Source organism: Neisseria yangbaofengii, from assembly GCF_014898075.1.
Lineage (GTDB): Bacteria > Pseudomonadota > Gammaproteobacteria > Burkholderiales > Neisseriaceae > Neisseria > Neisseria yangbaofengii.
In genome coordinates, this window is record NZ_CP062976.1 from 2,237,410 (window position 1) to 2,256,431 (window position 19,022).

Consider the following 19,022-nt stretch of genomic DNA (forward strand, 5'->3'; position numbering starts at 1 on the left):
CTTCATTAAGGGATGCGTATGAAATTCCATATCGGATCCATCATTATTTCGCTTTGCGGCCTGTGCGCCCTGACTCCCGGCCTGATGGTTTTGTCCGGCATGGGCGGGGGGATATGAAGTGCTCAACCGGCCCATCGGCGGCATCTCTTTGCCCGCCATCGGCTTGTGCGGCGGCATTCCCTTTGCCGGTGAAATTTCTGACCCGACGCGGACACGGCAACCGCCCGAGAAATAACCGTTCGACAAGCAAGGAAACACGTATGGACATCCGCACTTTACTCGCGATCTCGACAGCCGCCTTATTATGGCAACCAATCTCTGCCGCGACCGTCACCGAAACTTACGATGACCCCGAACGCGGCCAAGTGGTGCGCACCACCACGACGGTAGACGAACCCGGCTTCAAAAGCCGCACGGTCACCGAGCAATCATCATCGGTACAGCAACTCACGCCGCAACAGCAGGCCGAGTTTGCCGAAGCCATGACCCAATGGGTCGGTAGCGTGCTGCAAAACGGCCTGCATTCCGGCAAACTCTTGAGCGGGCCGGCGAAAACCAACGGTATTCCGTTTGATGATGCGTTTCAAAAACAGGCCAATGAAGCGGCAGCGTTTTTGAAATCAGGCGAAGGTCAGGCAGTGATGAAAAAGAACCTCGGTGCGATGATGAACATACTGCCGCAACTGGAAGCCGCGTCACAACAAATGATGCAGCAGATGGAGCAACACAACCGCGCCTTACAGCAACAACTCGACAGCCTGTTTCAGGAATAAACAGGCCGTCTGAAATTTTCCCACACGGTCTGCCCGAAGCAGGCCAAACCGCCATGCCGTTAAAGCTAAAACGCGACCTTGAAGCAACGCTCAACATACTTGCTTCATCGCCCGTGATACGGTGTGGTTTTATTTAAACTCTTGATACTAAGGAACTTATATGTGCGGTATCGTCGGCGCATTGCGCGCCAATCATAATGTAGTCGATTTTTTAACTGACGGCCTGAAACGCTTGGAATATCGCGGTTACGATTCTTCGGGCATTGCCGTTCACACCGGCGAACGAATCCGCCGCGTGCGCCGCGTCGGGCGCGTACAATTAATGGAAAATGCCGCTCAAGAAAAAGGCATCCATGGACATTTGGGCATTGGCCACACCCGTTGGGCAACCCACGGCGGCGTGACCGAGCCAAATGCGCACCCACACATTTCCGGCGGCATGATTGCCGTGGTACACAACGGCATCATCGAAAACTTCGAAGCCGAGCGCGAACGCCTGCAAGGCTTGGGTTATGTGTTTGAATCACAAACCGACACCGAAGTGATTGCCCACAGCGTGAATCACGAATACAGTCAAAACGGCGGCAACTTATACGAAGCCGTTAAAGCCGCCACCCAAAATTTCCACGGTGCCTACGCCATTGCGGTGATTTCGCAAGAAAACGACAAAGAAATGGTCGTGGCACGCATGGGCTGCCCATTGTTGGTGGCCTTTGGCGACCAAGAAACCTTCATCGCCTCCGACGTATCGGCCGTGATCGCCTTCACCCGTAAAATTTCTTACTTGGAAGATGGTGACATCGCTCTGCTCAACGCTGACGGTATCGTGAAATTAATCGACAAAACCGGCGCACCGGCCGACCGCCAAGTAAAAGTATCCGAATTGTCGCTGGCTTCTTTAGAGTTGGGCCCATACAGCCACTTCATGCAAAAAGAAATCCACGAGCAACCGCGCGCGATTGCCGACACGGCAGAAGTATTCTTGGACGGCGGTTTCAATCCGGACAATTTCGGCGAAAAAGCACGCGAAGTGTTCGCCGACATCCACAGCATCAAAATCTTGGCCTGCGGTACCTCTTACTATTCCGCGCTGACCGCCAAATACTGGCTGGAAAGCATCGCCAAAATGCCGACCGACGTGGAAATTGCCAGCGAATACCGTTACCGCGACGTAATCGCCGATCCGAAACAATTGGTGATCACCATTTCCCAATCCGGCGAAACGCTCGACACCATGGAAGCGCTGAAATACGCGCAATCTTTGGGACAACACCACAGCTTGTCGATTTGTAACGTGATGGAATCCGCCCTGCCGCGCGAAAGCGAATTGGTGCTCTACACCCGCGCCGGTGCCGAAATCGGTGTGGCCTCGACCAAAGCCTTCACCACTCAATTGGTGGTCTTGTTCGGCTTGGCCGTGACCTTGGGCAAACTGAGCGGCCACGTTACCGAAGAGCAAGCACACACTTATGTGGAGGAATTGCGCCAATTGCCGGGCAGCATCCAACACGTTTTAAATCTCGAGCCGCAAATCGCTGCTTGGGCGCAAAAATTCGCCAAAAAAGACAGCGCCTTGTTCTTAGGCCGCGGCATTCACTACCCGATTGCCCTCGAAGGTGCGTTGAAACTGAAAGAAATCACCTACATCCACGCCGAAGCCTACCCTGCCGGCGAATTGAAACACGGGCCGTTGGCATTGGTGGATGAAAATATGCCGGTGGTGGTGATTGCGCCAAACGACACTTTGTTGGACAAAGTCAAAGCCAACATGCAGGAAGTCGGCGCGCGCGGCGGCGAATTGTTTGTATTCACCGACCTCGACAGCCAGTTCAACGAAGCCGACGGCGTACACGTTATCCGCACCCCGCGCCACGTCGGCGTATTGTCACCGATTGTACACACCATTCCGGTGCAATTGCTGTCTTACCACGCAGCCTTGGCACGCGGCACCGATGTGGACAAACCGCGCAACTTGGCCAAATCCGTGACCGTAGAATAATAGTTTGGCTTGTCTGAAAAAGACGCAAAAATATAGTGGATTCACTTTAAAAATAGGATATAAGGCGGTGAGCCGGAGACAGTATAGATAATACGGCCAGGCGAACCCAACGCCGTACTATTTTAAAGTGGATTCACTATAAAATCGGGACGGTACGCCACAATGTTGGCACGAAAACTTTCGCGCAAAGCCGCCTGCTCCGCCAAAGGCGGTCAGCCGTCAATCACTTCTTCCAATCCATACTCCGGCGGCAAATGCGCCAAAGCCTGATGCAGTTTACTGATAACGGATTCACGCCGCCGCACCGCATACACCGCCCCTGCCGACTCATTTCGGCATACACCTCCCGTACGCACAACCGAATGGAAGGCCGCAACATACAGAACGGCTCGCCGTTATCACAAATCGGAATACCCGCAATGCAGCATCAATCAAACGCTTAGTAAGTTAAGGCGGTGCGGATCATAAGTTTTCTGCCCCATCGTAATCGTTAGAGAATTATGATGCGAATGTAAAATAAAGGCCAAATCGAATCAAGCATTCAACCATGCAAAAGGCCGTCTGAAAAACTTGAAATCTTTCAGACGGCCTTACTTTCTCTTTTCAAGTGCAACCTCTGTTAACAGAGGTTGGAAGATATTCAAGAATAAAACACTTGGTGTTTCATAGCCAAGTGTTTTTCTTGGACGGTGGTTCGGTTCATCTTGAACCTGCCGGATTTCCTTCCCGCTGATTTTCCTGAAATCCGTCTGTTTCGGGAAGTATTGGCGTATCAGTCCGTTGGTGTTTTCGTTCGTTCCCTTCTCCCAAGAGTGGTAGGGGCTGCAGAAATAGGTTTCTGCTTTCAATGCGTCAGCGGTTTTTTTGTGCCGGTAAAACTCTTTGCCGTTGTCCATTGTAATCGTGTGTACCCTGTCTTTATGCGCCTTCAATGCGCTGATGACGGCGTTGGCGGTGTCTTCGGCTTTGAAGTCCTTCAACTTGCAGATGATGGTGTAACGGGTAACGCGTTCGGCTAAGGTCGGCAGTGCGCTTTTTTGGTCTTTGCCGATGATGGCGTCGGCTTCCCAGTCGCCGATGCGCGTTCTGTTGTTGACGGTTTTGGGATGGTGTTCGATACCGACGCGGTCGGGAACTTTGCCTCTGGTCCATGTTTTGCTGCCGTATTTTTTACGGTAGGGTTTGCTGCATATTCTGAGGTGTCGCCATAATGTGCCGCCGTTGTTTCTGTTTTGGTGCAGGTTGCGGTAAACGGTGCTGTGGTGGAGCTTGATTTGGTGGTGTTTTCCGAGGTATCCGCATATTTGCTGCGGGCTGGGTTTTTGACGGATAAGGGTGTTGATCTGTCCGATGTAGTTGTGCGGTCATTTTGTATGGACCGCGCTTTTTCTGTTTGCGTTGGCGGCTTTGCTGTTGTGCCGGGGCGGCGCGATAGTCTTGGTTTTGGCTATGGCGTTTGATTTCGCGGCTGACGGTGCTTTTGTGGCGGCCGAGCGTTTGTGCGATTTGTGTGATGGTTTGGTGGCGGTAATGATGCTGAATGTGGTATCGTTCGTCTTGGGTCGGTTGTGTGTAGCGCATTGCAATCTTTCTTGTCGGGAAAGACAGTATGCTGCCGCATACTGACCTTTTCTGTTTTGCAATGTTGCACTTGATAGGCGAATCCGCCGGCCTTTCCCTTCCCTCTGCCTTATCAGCGGTTGTATCCCAAAATCAGGAAGTTAATTCCATCCGCGTCCGTCAAAACAGCCAAGCCGGTCCTCAAATCTCTACAAAATCCTCGTCATCCGCATCCGTCATTATGGACTGCCTATTCTAAAAAATATCCAAATAATCAAAAAAAATACCGCCTGTCTTTTTTTTCCCACAAACTTATGAAACCAATATGCAAAATGATTTACCCAAGATAATGTCCCGAACAGTGAAAAAGCACAAAACCAAATCAAAAATTCATATATTTCATTCGCTTATTATTTTTTTATCATAAGCGGCAAAAAAAAACATTCCGGCAAACTGGAAAATATCTGCCTGCATCCCTCACCTTCCGTCATAAAAAAAATGACGTAAACCTTGATTTTTAATTTCATACTTTTACAATATGTATTGAAACTTTTCTTGGCGACTATCAATACCGTGTATTCAACGGTCTCATCCTTTTTCAGTTTACGGGGGCCGCCAGAAAAGAAACAACGTCCTTACACCCACCAAAAAAGGTAAAAAATATGAAAAAATTCAACGTAAAAGCATTGAGTCTGGCTGTTGCGGCAGCCATAGCGAGTGGCGCGGTAGGCGCAGCGGAACAAGGCTTTACAGGCGATGAAGCCAAGCAGGGGCAGGCAGCATTTGCCGCTGTTTTCGGTAAAGACACAACATACGATCCGGATGCCGGCACAGTAACTTTCAAAAAAGATAGCGAAGCCCTGTTGCCGAAAATCATGGAAATGAACCAAACAATCAACGGCTTTACTGCCGGCAAAGACTTTATCGCCGTTACCAATGCCGATGGATCCAAAGTTATCCGGTCTGCTACCGAAGATGATGCAACTAAAGACGATTTCGGCGGAAAAGGCTTGAGGGCGGCAGTCAAAGAAAACAGCGAAGCAATCAAAGCCAATAAAACCGATTTAGTCAAAACGCAAAACGTATTGGAGCAAATTATTCACAAATCCGCCGAGTCCTTTACGGAATATCATCAGGACCTCAACGGTTTTAAAGAAGGCGACACCATCATCGTTTCCCAAAACGGCAGTAAAGCCTTCAAAAAGGCTACGGAAGAAGACGTTAAAAACGACAAGTTCGGCGGACAGGGCTTGAAAGCAGTGGTTGCAGAACACGAAGAAGTGTTGGCAGAAGCCAAGCAGCTCATCGTGGATCACGCCGAAGCATTGGCAAACACTGCGGAAGTCGTTAACCAAAACAGCGATTTTCTGACTATGACTGCAACTCTGGCAGCGGAAAATACTCAAGAAATCAAAGGTTTTAAAGCCGGTGATCAAATTGTTGCCACCAACGACGACGGTTCTAAAGTCGTTCGTGCTGCTACCGAAGATGATGTGAAAAAAGCCGGATTTGACGGAAAAGGCTTGAAAGCAGTGGTTACGGAACACGAAGAAGTATTGGCAGAAGCCAAGCAGCTCATCGTGGATCACGCCGAAGCATTGGCAAACACTGCGGAAGTCGTTAACCAAAACAGCGAATTGCTGACTATGACTACAACTCTGGCAGCGGAAAACGCCCAAAATATCAACGGCTTTAAAGCCGGTGATCAAATTGTCACCACCAACGACGACGGTTCTAAAGTCGTCCGTGCTGCTACCGAAGATGATGTGAAAAAAGCCGGATTTGACGGAAAAGGCTTGAAAGCAGTGGTTACGGAACACGAAGAAGTATTGGCAGAAGCCAAGCAGCTCATCGTGGATCACGCCGAAGCATTGGCAAACACTGCGGAAGTCGTTAACCAAAACAGCGAATTGCTGACTAAAACTTCAACTCTGGCAGCGGAAAACGCTCAAGACCTCAACGGCTTTAAAGCCGGTGATCAAATTGTTGCCACCAACGACGATGGTTCTAAAGTCGTCCGCGCCGCTACCGAAGAGGATGTTAAAAAAGCCGGATTTGACGGACTGGGCGTGAAAAATGAATTGGCAAGAATCTCACCCTTAGTCAGCCAGCACGAAACAGCATTGGCAACAATCGGCAAAGATGCAGCTGACGCAAAAAATTCAGCCCAAGCTGCCGAAGAAAAAGTAACCCAACTTGCCGCCAATGTTGACGGCAAAGTGAAAGCAGCCGAAAATGCCGCCGATAAAGCGGTAGATGCCGCTGCCAAAATCGACACCATTACTGGACAAGTCGAACAAGCAAGCAAAGATGTAGCAGACTTGGCAGTTGATGTCAGCAAAAACACAGCAGCATTGAAATTAACCGAGCAAGCCATTGGTGAAATCAGCAACGATGTAAACGCTAATACAAAAGCAATTGCAACCAAAGCTGATAAAGCTGACGTGGAAACCGCGCAAATTGCGGCAGTTGCAGCACAAAAAACCGCCACTGCCAATGCGGCGCAAATTGTTGAACTGAAAACTACAAGCAGCCAGCACGCCGCGAACATCGCTAAAAATACTGCACGTATTGACAGCTTGGATAAAAACGTCGCCAATCTGCGTAAAGAAACCCGTCAAGGTTTTGCTGCTCAGGCAGCCCTCAGCGGTCTGTTCCAACCTTACAGCGTCGGTAAATTTAACGTTACTGCCGCTTTGGGTGGTTTCAAATCCGATACCGCGGTTGCAGTTGGTGCAGGCTACCGCTTTAACGAAAACTTTGCTGCCAAAGCAGGTGTCGCAGTCGGTACTTCTTCCGGCGGTTCTGCATCTTACAACGTAGGTCTGAACTACGAGTGGTAATTTCCTTCATAAAATCCGGACCGACCCGCAGCTTTGGCTGCGGGTTTTTTTACGGGGTTTGTAGAAAATTCCGGCGTTGTTTACACTTTTTCTTTTGTGTTTGAAGACCCGTTTCGGGATTTCCGAGTGTTGCCAAGAATGCCGAAAAGCACGGCAAAGCCGCATATAGTCAATCCCCCTAATATAAATTACAATCTCCCCCATGACCTATTCAACAGACTTTCGCCAACTCGCCTTAGCCAAACTCGCCCAAGGCCTCTCCATCCGTCAAGTAGCCAAAGAGCTTGGCATCGGCAGCGATACCGTGTTCAAATGGAAAAAGAATCCCATTCCCAAAGGCTATCCCAAAGACAGAAAACCCCTCAAAATTACCAAAGAAGCACTGCTTAGAGACGTCGAACAATACCCCGATGCCTATTGCTACGAACGGGCACAACGGCTCAACTGTTCGACCAACGGCATTCACCAGGCATTGAAAAGATACGGAATCAGCCGAAAAAAAGACCAATAAACACCCCAAAGCAGATGTTCAGCTCAGAAAACGCTTTATCAGACTCAGACACCGTTTCCAACTGAAAGAACGTCCGATTGTTTGGCTGGACGAAAGCGGATTCAGAGCTTCCGTCCACCGTCCTTACGGTTATGCCCCAAAAGGCAGACGGTGTATTGATACCCATGACCAGCAGGGACGTAATCAGACTAATGCCATCGGTGCGCTGTATGATAATCAACTGTTTGCGGTCGGTTTGTTTGACTGTTCCATCAACAGCAGGATATTCGACACTTGGGTAGAACGGTTACTGATCCCGCAACTGCCGCCCGAGAATGTGGTGGTGATGGACAATGCTGCGTTTCATAAGGGTAAGGCAGAAGCCTTGCTGAAGGAAAAGGGGCATACCGTCCTATGGATGCCGCCTTACAGTCCCGACTTGAATCCAATCGAAAAGAAATGGGCTTGGTTAAAGGCGAGACGGAGAAAACTTGGGGTGGTGTCTGTGGATGAGTTGTTTAGGAGTGTTATTTAAATTCATGAGATTGACTATATATAGCAAATAAACATATTCTTCGATACAATTCCACCACGGCCTATTCAGAATACTTCAAACAACCCGTACTCAAAAAACTCCGTCAAGGATGGACGATTCGCAGAGCCGCAAAAGAATTCGGCATCGCCATCTCCACCATCACGCTTTGGAAACGCCCTCCGGCTCCTCAAACCCCTCCGAAGCAACGGAAAACCCGCAAAATCAGCGCCCAAGCACTGCTCGAAGATGTTGAGCGTTATCCCGATGCCTATTGCTATGAAAGAGCGCAACGCTTTGGCTGTTCCCATACCGCCATACACAAAGCATTAAAGCGATACAGCATCAGCTACAAAAAAAGACCAACCGCCACCACCGCAGCCATATACAGCGTTTTATGAACAACTGAACGACCGCCAAAGCAACGGCTTTTGAATTTCGTTGTTCCGCTCTCTTTTGGGTGCGGTGCAACGCCCACCAAGCCGGTGTTTTTTATACGACACCTTGCCCAATTCAGGCAGCATGGACAATAAAGCGGCTGTTGTAATGCTACCAACCTCTTTGATTTTCTAAATTAATTCAGCTTTATCACCAAAATGGGTTTGGTTGTGGTCATCAATTTGCCTGTCCAAATCGTCAATCAGTCGGGTTAAATGGGCAATCATCTGTTCAACACTTTTTACTTGGCTGCAATGTACTTGTTCCAGACGGTTTTTTTCAGCCGTTCGTATATCCACCAACTGATTGCGCCGATTGAGCAATGCTTCCAGCACTTCTTCGGCTTCGCTGGGTGGTTGGTACAGCAAAGTGGGCAAGTCTGCTCGTTGTGCCAGCATTTGTGCGTAAAAGGCGAGCATTTTGGCATCGGTTTTGGTCAAAGATTGAGATTGGGCAAATTGGTGTGTTTGACGTGGATTGGTAATAATTACATCAATACCTGCGCGGTGAAGTGCTTTGGCGAGCGGCACTTCCAAACCACCTGTGCTTTCCAAAACTACCAGTTTAACCTAATGTTGTTGAAGGTATTCAATGGCATGATTAAAGCCTTTGGGGTTATTGGTTTCAGTTTTGGTTTTACGCAAAGATGAAACACCGATAACGAAGTTTCGTTTGGCAATATCAATGCCGCCGTAATTTGCGATTGTGGTACTCATCATAAACCTGCCTTGCATTCGGTTGTGTTGTCGGGCAACTGTTCGGTTGTGTTGATGGGTGCTTATCTGCTCTCAAAGCTACAGTACGAGTGTGGGTGAGGGCTTGACTCTTGGGACCGCACGAAATACATATAAGTTAATTGCTTGATATTTTACGTTGGTTTTAATATACAAGGGATCGCGCTTTTTCTGTTTGCGTTGGCGGCTTTGCTGTTGTGCTGAGGCGGCGCGATAGTCTTGGTTTTGGCTATGGCGTTTGATTTCGCGGCTGATGGTGCTTTTGTGGCGGCCGATCGTTTGTGCGATTTGTGTGATGGATTGGTGGCGTTAATGGTGCTGAATGTGGTATCGTTCGTCTTGGGTCAGTTGTGTGTAGCGCATTGCAATCTTTCCTGTTTTGCAATGTTACACTTGATAGGCGAATCCGCTGGCCTGTTCAATTTATGACGGCAAGTTCAACCAACCCGTGCTTTCTTCGCCAGCACCACACCAAACAAATACACCGCAATCCCCAGCCACACCCACGCATAGCCGGTGAATTTTTGCAGGCTGAATGCCTCGCCGAACAAAGTCAGCCCCAAGAAAAACTGCATACTCGGCGACACATATTGAATCATGCCCAAATCACTCATGGAAATACGCTTGGCACCTGCGGCAAACAGCAACAGCGGCAACACCGTCACCACGCCCGACCCAATCAACACCGCCAAGGGCAGCGGCGCCAGACTGCCGAACACCAAATTGCCCTGTTGCGCCACCCATAACAAATAGCCCAACGCAAACGGCACCAAAACCAGTGTTTCCAAAGTCATGCCGGTGAGCGCATCCAGCGGCGCGAGTTTGCGCAACAAGCTGTACACGCCGAAGCTGCCCGCCAACAGCAACGACACCCACGGAATGTGTCCGGCCGGCACCGCCAGCCACAAAATGCCGGCCACCGCCAAGGCAATTGCCGACAGCTGCGTGCGATTGAGCTTTTCTTTGAAAAACAGAAAGCCGAACAACACATTCACCAGCGGCGAAATAAAATAGCCCAAGCTGGCATCGAGAATATGATTATTGGTAATCGCCCAAAGGTAAACCAGCCAATTGAGCGAAATGGCAAACGCCGAACCGACAAAAGTCAGCAGCAATTTTCGGTTGTGCACCGCCTGCCAAAGCGTGCCGATCTGCCCTTTAAATACCAACACACCCAGCGCAAACACCGCCGACCAGCAAATGCGTTGCGCCAAAATCTGATCGGCACCGATAGCCGTGCGGGTGATGGGATACCAATAGAGCGGAAAAATGCCCCAAATCAGGTAGCAGCCCAGTGCGTACAACAGGCCTTTGCGGTATTCGTCGGATTGGATATTCATAAGATGCGGATTCAAAACAAAAGAAAACAGGCAGGCATTTTACGCCCACCTTGAAGGAAAAGTACAACAGAACGAGACTTTTGCAAAACCTTTAATCATCAGTAAACTCAAAGCAACGTCATTATCGGGATTGGCCCGATAATGACGACTGTTTTGATTGTTGATGAGTTTTTTCAAAATTCCCAGGCCATCTGAAACCTTCAGACGGCCTTTCAATCTATTAAACTATTAAACCGTTTTATTTTTCAACGGCAGCTTGATGTGCGGTTTGGCCGCTTTCGGCGCTTCTTTCAAACCCAGCTCGATTTGCTGCTCGTCGCTCAACAGATTGCTCCAGTCGCCGGTCTTATACCAATCGCGGCCGTCTAATTCAATCGGGTGCTGAATTCGCTCGCAGCCATTGCCGCACTGCAAATCGTCTTCCCGGCAATATTTGTCGCAGCCCCAGCAAATCCGCTCCGGTGCTTTGGGAAAAATCGGAAACTTCTTGGCCATGCCTGTGTATCCTTGATTGAGATTGTTGTTATGTTTATGAATTGGCATTATAAAGGGTTTTACCGCACAGATGGTTGTTTTATACGGCTTTTTACGTTTGACTTTAAGAAAGGTTAAGGCCGTCTGAACACGGTTTGCGCCAAACCTGTTCAGACGGCCTCAATTCATATCACGCTCAATCAATCCAACAGCGCATCTACAAACGCCCGTGCGTCAAACGGGCGTAAGTCATCGATGCGTTCGCCTACACCGATATAGCGCACAGGAATCGGGCGGCTGCCGGCCAGCGCAGCCAGAATGCCGCCTTTGGCCGTGCCGTCGAGTTTGGTAACAATCAAGCCGGTCAAACCCAAAGCTTCGTCGAAGGCTTTCACTTGGTTGACCGCATTTTGGCCGATGTTGGCATCCAACACCACGATGATTTCATGCGGCGCATCGGGTATGGCTTTTTGCAGCACGCGTTTCACTTTTTTGATTTCTTCCATCAGGTGCAATTGAGTCGGCAGGCGGCCGGCAGTATCGGCCAGTACAATATCGATGCCGCGCGCTTTGGCCGCCTGCACCGCATCGAAACATACTGCCGCCGAATCACCGGTGGATTGTGAAATCACGGTGACGTTGTTGCGCTCGCCCCATTCCTGCAACTGCTCGCGCGCCGCCGCACGGAAGGTGTCGCCAGCCGCCAGCAGCACCGATTTGCCCTGCGATTGGAAATATTTCGCCAGCTTGCCGATGGATGTGGTTTTACCCGCACCGTTGATGCCCGCCAGCATAATCACAAACGGCTCATTGCTTTCGGGCAGCACCAGCGGCTGCTCCAAAGGCTTAATTAAATCGTAAATGGCATCTTTCAAGGCACCGCGCAATTCTCCGCCGTCTTTCAAGCCTTTCAAGCTTACACGGTCGCGCACGTCTTTCATCAAAGAATTGGTCGCTTCCATCCCCATATCGCTGGTAATCAGCACGGTTTCCAACTCTTCATACAAATCTTCGTCGATTTTTCCGCCGCCGAACACACCCGCCAGCGATTTGGCCATTTTGTCGCGCGATTTGGCCAATCCCTGTTTCAAGCGCGAAGCCCAGCTTAATTTGTTTTGCGCATGGTCTTCTTCCGCCACGGCTTGCGCGGCTGTGTCCGTCGTTACCGCAGTAGCCAATACGCTTTTAGACGGCGTTTCTTCAGGTGATTCATCCAACTTAACTTCTTCAATTTCAATATGTTCCTGCGTATTAACCGCTTCTGCAGGCCCGGCTTCCTCTGCTTGGGTTTGTTCGGTTTCCGGTTCAGGGAAGGTGGTTTCCCAAGTCTGGATTTCCGCTTCTTCTGCTGCTTGCGGCCGAACGTGCGATTCTGCTGATGGCACGGCTTCGGAAGGTTCAACAGTGTTTTCATGCTCATCAGCAATGGCTTCTGCCTGCTCCGGGGTCACCGAAACCACTGCAGTGCCTTCCGGCACTTGTACATAATCAATCACCACTTTGCCATCGTCGCTTAAGACGATTTCTTCCGCGTTCCTATCTTTAATAGAGACATCATCCGCCACTTTGATTTGCGCTGCAATGCGCTCAAACGGCATTTCTGCAGACGTTTCTGCTTCAGCTTGAACGTCATCAATCAGTGTTTCGGTTTGCGTTTGTTTTGCCAAAATTTCTGCTTCAACTGATTGATTTTCAATATTTTCAACTGAAATTTCTTCAGTCGGCGGCACGGCCTGCGATTTTTCCGCCGCTGCCTTGGCAAACGCATTTTCCAGCGCCGCCAGCATTTCTTCTACTGATTGGGCCGGCTCGCCGGCGGCGGTTTGCTCGCTGTGCTGAAGTGCGGGCTTAACTGTTTCTTCGGGAGCAGGGTTTTCCTGTTTTTTGCGGCGGAAGAAATCGAACATGGCGGTTCCTTAAAATAAAATGCTTGAGAAATAAGGGCTATTGTAGCGTATTTTGTTGAGATGGGCAGTATGCCGCGCATAATCATATCGGCTTAAATCTTAGCCGTATAAATGTCGTGTTTACAATTTAAAGGCCGTCTGAAACACTATTGTTCAGACGGCCTTTTTCTGGCACTTGGCAACCACTTTATTTACGACATCCCTAACATTCCTTGCGCTAAAAAACCGCCTTTTTCAAATCCCGGCAGAATGAAGAAATAGCCTCCGCCAAACGGACTGATGTATTCTTCAAGCGGTTCGCCGTTAAGCAGATTTTGTACAAAGATAAAACCGTCTGAAAGATTGGCTTGATAAGCGATAAAAATCAGCCCGACATCCAGTTGTCCCGCTTTGGACAGGCCGCGTGAGTAGTTAAACGCACGGCGGAACAGCAAATGTTTTTTCATAAACTCGTGATCGCGCGGATTGGCAATACGCATGTGGCTGTCTTTTGGCGTAACTTTGCCTTCGGGGTCTTTGGCAAAGTCAGCGGTGTCGCTTTCCTGTTTGCCATCAAGTGGCGCGCCGGTGTATTTTTCTCGGCCAAAAATGGCATTTTGCTCTTGCAGCGGCGTACGATCCCAAAACTCAACAAAATGGCGGATGATGCGTACAGCTTGATAGCTGCCATTCTTTGCCCATTGCGGTTCGTCTCGGCTATTGGCGGCCACCCCTGTCCACAATACTTGTTCGGCAATTTTCGGATCGGCTACATCGGGATTACCAGAGCCGTCACGGTAGCCCAAAAGGTTGCGTGCCGCCAAGGCTTGCGGTTCCGCCTTAGGCAGAAAGCCGTCTATGCTCCAACGGATGATGGCAAACTGCGCGGTATGTTTCAAAATATCACGCAGAGCAGCTTGGCAGGTCTCGGGAGAAAACGCACAAAATTGAATGCTTAAATCGCCGTCACACCAATCTTTTTGCAGCTTGTCATTAGGGAAATCACGCATTTCCTGTAAATGAACCGGCTTATTGGCTGCCAAACCATAACGCTCGTCAAACAAACTGCTACCGACACCGACGGTAATCGTCAAGCCGTCCGGACGGAACGATTTACCGAGCAAGCCACTGCTGGCAGGCGGCATTTTTTCGTCAGAGTCTTGGTATTCGCCGCCTTGGGTAAGAAATTCAATACGGGCGGTCAAAATACGGAACAGTTTTTCCAGTTCTTTCACATCGCGGGCGGTCACATCAAATGCACACATGATGCCGAAAAGCTGATGCGGCGTGGTGATACCGGCTTGATGAATGCCGTGGCAACCGTATGTTTGGGCTGAATGGCGGGTGTAATGTTCGACAGTGGCCTGACTGCCACGACGTTCGCCAACAAAATAACCGCCGGCTACGCCGAACACTCCGGCGGCCAATGCAGTTTTAAATAAGGCTCGTTTGGCCGGCTGGGCAGGTTGGTTTGATTTCATGTCATTGCTCTTGTCAAAAAGGTTAATCGGATCGCGTGATGTCTGTCTCTAATGCCTTCACATAGGCAGTGCCGTCTGAAATTAATTTTGAGGCGGTCGGCGGCCGATTTTTTAGCCGGCAATAAACCGATAAGCAAAGCAATGGGCAGACTGATCCACAATCTCGCATTGGGTAAATCCAAGGCGCGTGCCGGCCATGGATACCGCCGAAAAATAATTTAGAGAGCGCCCAAGCAACAAAAACACCAGCAATCTCATCTTTTACCTCCCATCTTTCAGACGCTTTTTGTATGTAACAATTCAGCCTGAAAAATCATTCAATAATTTAAAATATCTTTTTTAAAACAGATTATTATATTTTAAAACAGCAGGCGGAGGCAGGGAGGTTTTTGTGCTTCCGCCTGCTTGGCTACTGCATTCCAAGCCTTTAATCCAAGCCTAAAGTACCGCGCAATTTACCCAATTCTTCCGCCAAAGTATTGATGGGAGCCTGTAGGGTTTTGCGGTCGGCTTCACTAAGTTTGTCATAAGCTTCAAAGCCGTCGGCAGTTTTGTATTTCGCCAATACTTCATTAACCTGTTTAAAATTGGCATCAACCTTGTTCAACAAGGCTTGGTCTTTTTCCGCAATCTGCGTGCGGAATAATTCGACGATTTTTTCCGCACCTTCTACGTTGGCTTGGAAGTCGCTTAAATCAGTGCGGCTGTAACGGTCTTCTTCGCCGCTGATTTTACTGCCGGCCACCTCCTCAATCAAAACTGCCGCACCGCCAACCACTTTACTTGGCGGGAAATTGAGCATATCAATTTCTTTTTGCAGCTTTTGCACGTCCTCATTTAATTTATCGGCAACCGCTTGCACACCGGTTACATCTTTATCTATCCACAATGCGTATTCAATGCGGTGAAACCCGGTAAAAGCCGCATCCTTCGCGCCGTCTTTAAAATCGTCTTCACGCGCATCAATGGCCGGATCCAGCTCGTTAAACAATTCGGCAATCGGTTCGATACGCTCGTAGTGATAACGCGTAGAAGCAAACAGCGATTTGGCTTTTTCAATGTCTTTGGCTTTGACTGCCGCCACGAATTTAGCTGTTTTGGCAACCAAATCTTTGGCTTCGTTTTGTACATACACTTTGTAATCGGCTAATGGTTGTGCCAATTTTTCCATATCTGCTTCGTTGCCTTTATCAACAAAACCACTGTCGGTGACTATCAGTTTGCCACGCGGATTGGTCAACAGGCCGCAGGTCATTTCATATTCGCCCGGCAGCAGGGTAACGGTCATTTTGTCGGACAAACCCGGCGCAATGTTTTCACGTTCGTCCACCACCATCACACCTTTGAGGATTTCCCATTCTAACTTGCGGCCGCTGTTGTTTTTGATGTTGAACACAGTCTGGCCGCTGGGCACGGTCAATTCCATTGGTTCGCAAGCGGTATCGTTTACTGCAACATTTACCGAACCATCCGCATTGGCTGCCGGAGCGTTGGCCGGAGCGGCAGATTGTTCGGCTTCTGGCGGTTGGCAGGCAGTTAAGCCCAGAGCCAGAAGCACAGACACAGCAGTCAGATTCAAAGTCTTCATTTTATATACCTTTTTTCATGTTTTCACAAAACAAATGATTATGCCGTCTGAAATGATTACTTCAGTCCGACACGCGTATCGCGCCAGAACCAAATCATGACCGGCACCAAATACAGCAACCATACCAATACTTCCCCCTGTGTCGGATGGTCGGTGTAGCCGAAAAAGCCACCCAAAACCACACCGAGCGGACTGTCTTCATGCAGATAGGCCGATGAGTCAAACACAACACCCTGCAAATGATTCCACACCCCCGCTTCATGCAGGGCACGCAATGCTCCGGCCAGCAAACCGGCAGCCACTAAAATTAAAAACACACCCGTCCAACGGAAAAACTTCGTTAAATTCAAACGTATGCCGCCCTGATACAACAGATATCCGATCACCACCGCAGCAACCAAACCTGCAACCGCACCAATAGGCATGGCTGCCGTCGGGCTTTGCTGAAACACGGCCAACAGAAAAAAAACGCTTTCCAAACCTTCACGCGCCACTGCCAAAAACGCCATACCGACCAACGCCCAACCCTGGCCTTTTCCTTGGTTTAAGGCCGCCTGAACCGAATCGCGCAAATGGTGTTTCATCGATTTGGCAGCTTTTTTCATCCACAAAACCATATAGGTCAGCATCGCCACCGCCACCAAACCAATCACACCTACCGCCAATTCCTGCTGCTTTTGCGGAATTTCACCGGTGGCACGGTGAATACCCCAACCCAAACCCAAACACAGCAACGCTGCCAAAATCACACCCAACCACACTTTCGGCATCAGGCGTGTGTGTCCCGACTGTTTTAAAAAACCGGCGACAATACCGACAATCAATGCCGCTTCTATGCCTTCACGCAGCATAATGAGAAAAGCAACCAACATGACAAATAGCTTTCTAAAGTAAAATAAATATGTTACTCATCTTATCTTATTAAGATATTTATATTCTTATAGTTAAGCAAATGCAAATTATTTTTATTTCTTAAAATGGTATTTGCCATTAAATTTTTTAATATTGTGCGAATATGTTTGCCGTATAACACATCAAAACAGCATGACACTCAGACGGCCTAATCCGCAGGCAGGCGGCGATTCTGTGCTAGAATCAAACTCCGCAGGCAAGCGGCTGTTTATGCCGCTGTGCCGTTTCCCTGTTTTCCACGCCGTCTGAAACTCGTGTTCAGACGGCCTTTAACGACTTGAAAAAAGCCATGAAGAAAACTCTGTTCCGCGCTGCTTTATTGGGCATCACCGCCGCCTTACTGGCCGCTTGCCCGAGCAAGAGCGTCAAAAAATTACCGTCCGTCGACCAAACCGTAATCAGCGGCCCCGACCGCCCGACCGGCACGCCGCACCCGGTCGGCACCACTTTCACACCGGGCGGCAATGCTGCCTATCTCGCCGTGCCGCATAACGCCATGCCGCAATGGAACAGCCAAGATTTCGTCAAAAGCCTGCAATCGTTCAAACTTGGTTGCGACAGACTGAAAAACCGTCAAGGCTGGCAAGACGTATGCGCCCAAGCTGCGCAAACCCGGTTGAACCAAGCCGCCGCCAAATCGTTTTTCGAACGCTATTTCACCCCATGGCAAGTGAGCGGTAACGGCTCGCAAGCCGGCACCGTCACCGGCTATTACGAACCGGTATTACACGGCGACACCGTGCAGACCAACAAAGCGCGTTTCCCGATTTACGGCATTCCGTATGATTTTGTTTCCGTGCCGCTGTCGTCCGCCCTGCACAACAGCAAAGGCATCGTGCGCGTGCGCCAAACCGGCCAAAACAGCGGCGTGATTGCAGCCAACGGCACCCACACCGCCGACCTGTCGCAATTCCCGATTACCGCCCGATCGACTTCGATTAAAGGCCGTTTTGTCGGCAACCAGTTCATTCCGTACCACACCCGCGCGCAAATCAACGCCGGCGCGCTCAACGGCAAAGCGCCGATTTTGGGTTACGCCGATGATCCGGTTGAACTCTTTTTTATGCACATCCAAGGTTCAGGCCGTCTGAAAACCCCGAAAGGCGAATATGTGCGTCTCGGTTTTGCCGATAAAAACGAATATTCTTATGTATCCATCGGCCGCTACATGGCTGACCGCGGCTACCTGACTTTGGGTCAAACCACCATGCAGGGCATCAAAGCCTACATGCAGCAAAACACCCACCGCCTGGCCGAAGTCTTGGGACAAAACCCGAGCTACATCTTCTTCCGTAAATTAGACGGCAGCGGCGACCAAGGCCCCGTCGGCGCATTGGGAACACCATTGATGGGCGAATACGCCGGTGCCGTCGACCGCCACTACATCACGCTGGGCGCACCTTTGTTCGTGGCCACCGCCCACCCTGTTACCAACAAAGCCCTCAACCGCCTGATTATGGCGCAAGACACCGGCAGCGCCATCAAAGGCGCCGTGCGTGTGGACTACTTCTGGGGCTACGGCGACGAAGCCGGCAACATCGCCGGCAAACAGAAAACCACCGGCTATGTGTGGCAACTGCTGCCCAACAGCATGACACCGGAATACCGGCCTTAACCCTTGCCGGAAATAAAAACAAGGCCGTCTGAAAACCCGATTTTCAGACGGCCTTGCTTTGCGGGTAACTTTTGTCGGGTTTGTGTAAGCTAATAACAGATAGAGTGAATTAAGAATATACTAAAAATTCAGTGAAGCCGCTGTATCAACGGACACATGCCCGCCAACGCATACACATATCTTTATAATATAGTGAATTCACTATAGCGTTCATACCCATGCATATTTTCTGTGAATTTTATATTGATGCCGTCTGAAAATCAGGGCAAGAACAAGCCGGATCAGGACTGAGCTCCATTTGAAAAACTTAAAAAAATAATATTTTATATAAATACCCTCCAACCAAACAAACACCGT

At 49.6% G+C, this 19,022-nt stretch carries 13 protein-coding genes and 3 pseudogenes; 7 read left to right on the plus strand and 9 right to left on the minus strand.

The features are described from left to right. Positions 1–113: 113 nt before the first annotated feature. Both H4O27_RS10890 and glmS read left to right on the plus strand, forming a co-directional pair. Positions 114–773: a hypothetical protein gene (locus tag H4O27_RS10890; RefSeq protein ID WP_165010605.1), complete on the plus strand. Its 660-nt coding sequence runs from the start codon at positions 114–116 to the stop codon at positions 771–773. 160 nt (positions 774–933) lie between these two features. After that, the gene (glmS, locus tag H4O27_RS10895) at positions 934–2,772 is read left to right on the plus strand and encodes a glutamine--fructose-6-phosphate transaminase (isomerizing) (RefSeq protein ID WP_165010603.1); all 1,839 of its coding nucleotides are present in this window, start codon (positions 934–936) and stop codon (positions 2,770–2,772) included. A 590-nt stretch (positions 2,773–3,362) separates the two neighbouring features. Here glmS and H4O27_RS10900 read toward each other — a convergent pair. Further along, positions 3,363–4,353 (minus strand): annotated as a pseudogene (locus tag H4O27_RS10900) (IS30 family transposase). A 641-nt stretch (positions 4,354–4,994) separates the two neighbouring features. Here H4O27_RS10900 and H4O27_RS10905 point away from each other — a divergent pair. From H4O27_RS10905 to H4O27_RS13640, 4 genes are all read left to right on the plus strand, one after another. Further along, positions 4,995–7,175, plus strand: a complete 2,181-nt coding sequence (locus tag H4O27_RS10905; RefSeq protein ID WP_165011104.1) for a YadA C-terminal domain-containing protein — start codon at positions 4,995–4,997, stop codon at positions 7,173–7,175. A gap of 202 nt (positions 7,176–7,377) precedes the next feature. Further along, entirely contained in the window at positions 7,378–7,686 is a 309-nt protein-coding gene (locus H4O27_RS10910; RefSeq protein ID WP_165010422.1) for an IS630 transposase-related protein, read from the plus strand. 37 nt (positions 7,687–7,723) lie between these two features. Continuing rightward, positions 7,724–8,200, plus strand: coding sequence for an IS630 family transposase (locus tag H4O27_RS10915; RefSeq protein ID WP_226883549.1), 477 nt, complete (start codon positions 7,724–7,726; stop codon positions 8,198–8,200). A gap of 116 nt (positions 8,201–8,316) precedes the next feature. Then, positions 8,317–8,598, plus strand: a complete 282-nt coding sequence (locus H4O27_RS13640) for an IS630 transposase-related protein (protein ID WP_371870284.1) — start codon at positions 8,317–8,319, stop codon at positions 8,596–8,598. Here the strand turns inward: H4O27_RS13640 and H4O27_RS10925 are convergent. The 8 genes and pseudogenes from H4O27_RS10925 to efeU form a co-directional block, all read right to left on the minus strand. Next, positions 8,565–9,369: pseudogene (locus tag H4O27_RS10925) on the minus strand (IS110 family transposase); the annotation flags it as partial. The gene H4O27_RS13640 and the pseudogene H4O27_RS10925 sit on opposite strands and share 34 nt — an antisense overlap. Positions 9,370–9,525: 156 nt before the next feature. After that, positions 9,526–9,732, minus strand: a pseudogene (locus H4O27_RS13205) (helix-turn-helix domain-containing protein); the annotation flags it as partial. A 74-nt stretch (positions 9,733–9,806) separates the two neighbouring features. After that, positions 9,807–10,709 (minus strand): EamA family transporter RarD, encoded by a 903-nt coding sequence (gene rarD, locus H4O27_RS10935; protein WP_165010960.1) that lies wholly within the window; start codon positions 10,707–10,709, stop codon positions 9,807–9,809. A 228-nt stretch (positions 10,710–10,937) separates the two neighbouring features. After that, positions 10,938–11,204 (minus strand): DUF3079 domain-containing protein, encoded by a 267-nt coding sequence (locus tag H4O27_RS10940; protein WP_100562778.1) that lies wholly within the window; start codon positions 11,202–11,204, stop codon positions 10,938–10,940. Between the two features lie 179 nt (positions 11,205–11,383). After that, on the minus strand, positions 11,384–13,090 hold the full coding sequence (gene ftsY / locus H4O27_RS10945; protein ID WP_165010958.1) for a signal recognition particle-docking protein FtsY: 1,707 nt from the start codon (positions 13,088–13,090) through the stop codon (positions 11,384–11,386). Positions 13,091–13,281: 191 nt separating this feature from the next. Beyond that, a complete protein-coding gene (gene efeB / locus H4O27_RS10950) occupies positions 13,282–14,550 on the minus strand; it encodes an iron uptake transporter deferrochelatase/peroxidase subunit (RefSeq protein WP_165010956.1) in 1,269 nt (422 codons plus the stop codon). Positions 14,551–14,977: 427 nt separating this feature from the next. Beyond that, positions 14,978–16,138 (minus strand): iron uptake system protein EfeO, encoded by a 1,161-nt coding sequence (gene efeO, locus H4O27_RS10955; protein ID WP_165010953.1) that lies wholly within the window; start codon positions 16,136–16,138, stop codon positions 14,978–14,980. A gap of 56 nt (positions 16,139–16,194) precedes the next feature. After that, complete coding sequence (gene efeU / locus H4O27_RS10960; protein WP_165010951.1) at positions 16,195–17,010, minus strand: iron uptake transporter permease EfeU; 816 nt, start codon at positions 17,008–17,010, stop codon at positions 16,195–16,197. 329 nt (positions 17,011–17,339) lie between these two features. Here efeU and mltA point away from each other — a divergent pair, with 329 nt between their 5' ends. Beyond that, the gene (gene mltA, locus H4O27_RS10965; protein ID WP_165010949.1) at positions 17,340–18,665 is read left to right on the plus strand and encodes a murein transglycosylase A; all 1,326 of its coding nucleotides are present in this window, start codon (positions 17,340–17,342) and stop codon (positions 18,663–18,665) included. Positions 18,666–19,022: the final 357 nt, after the last annotated feature.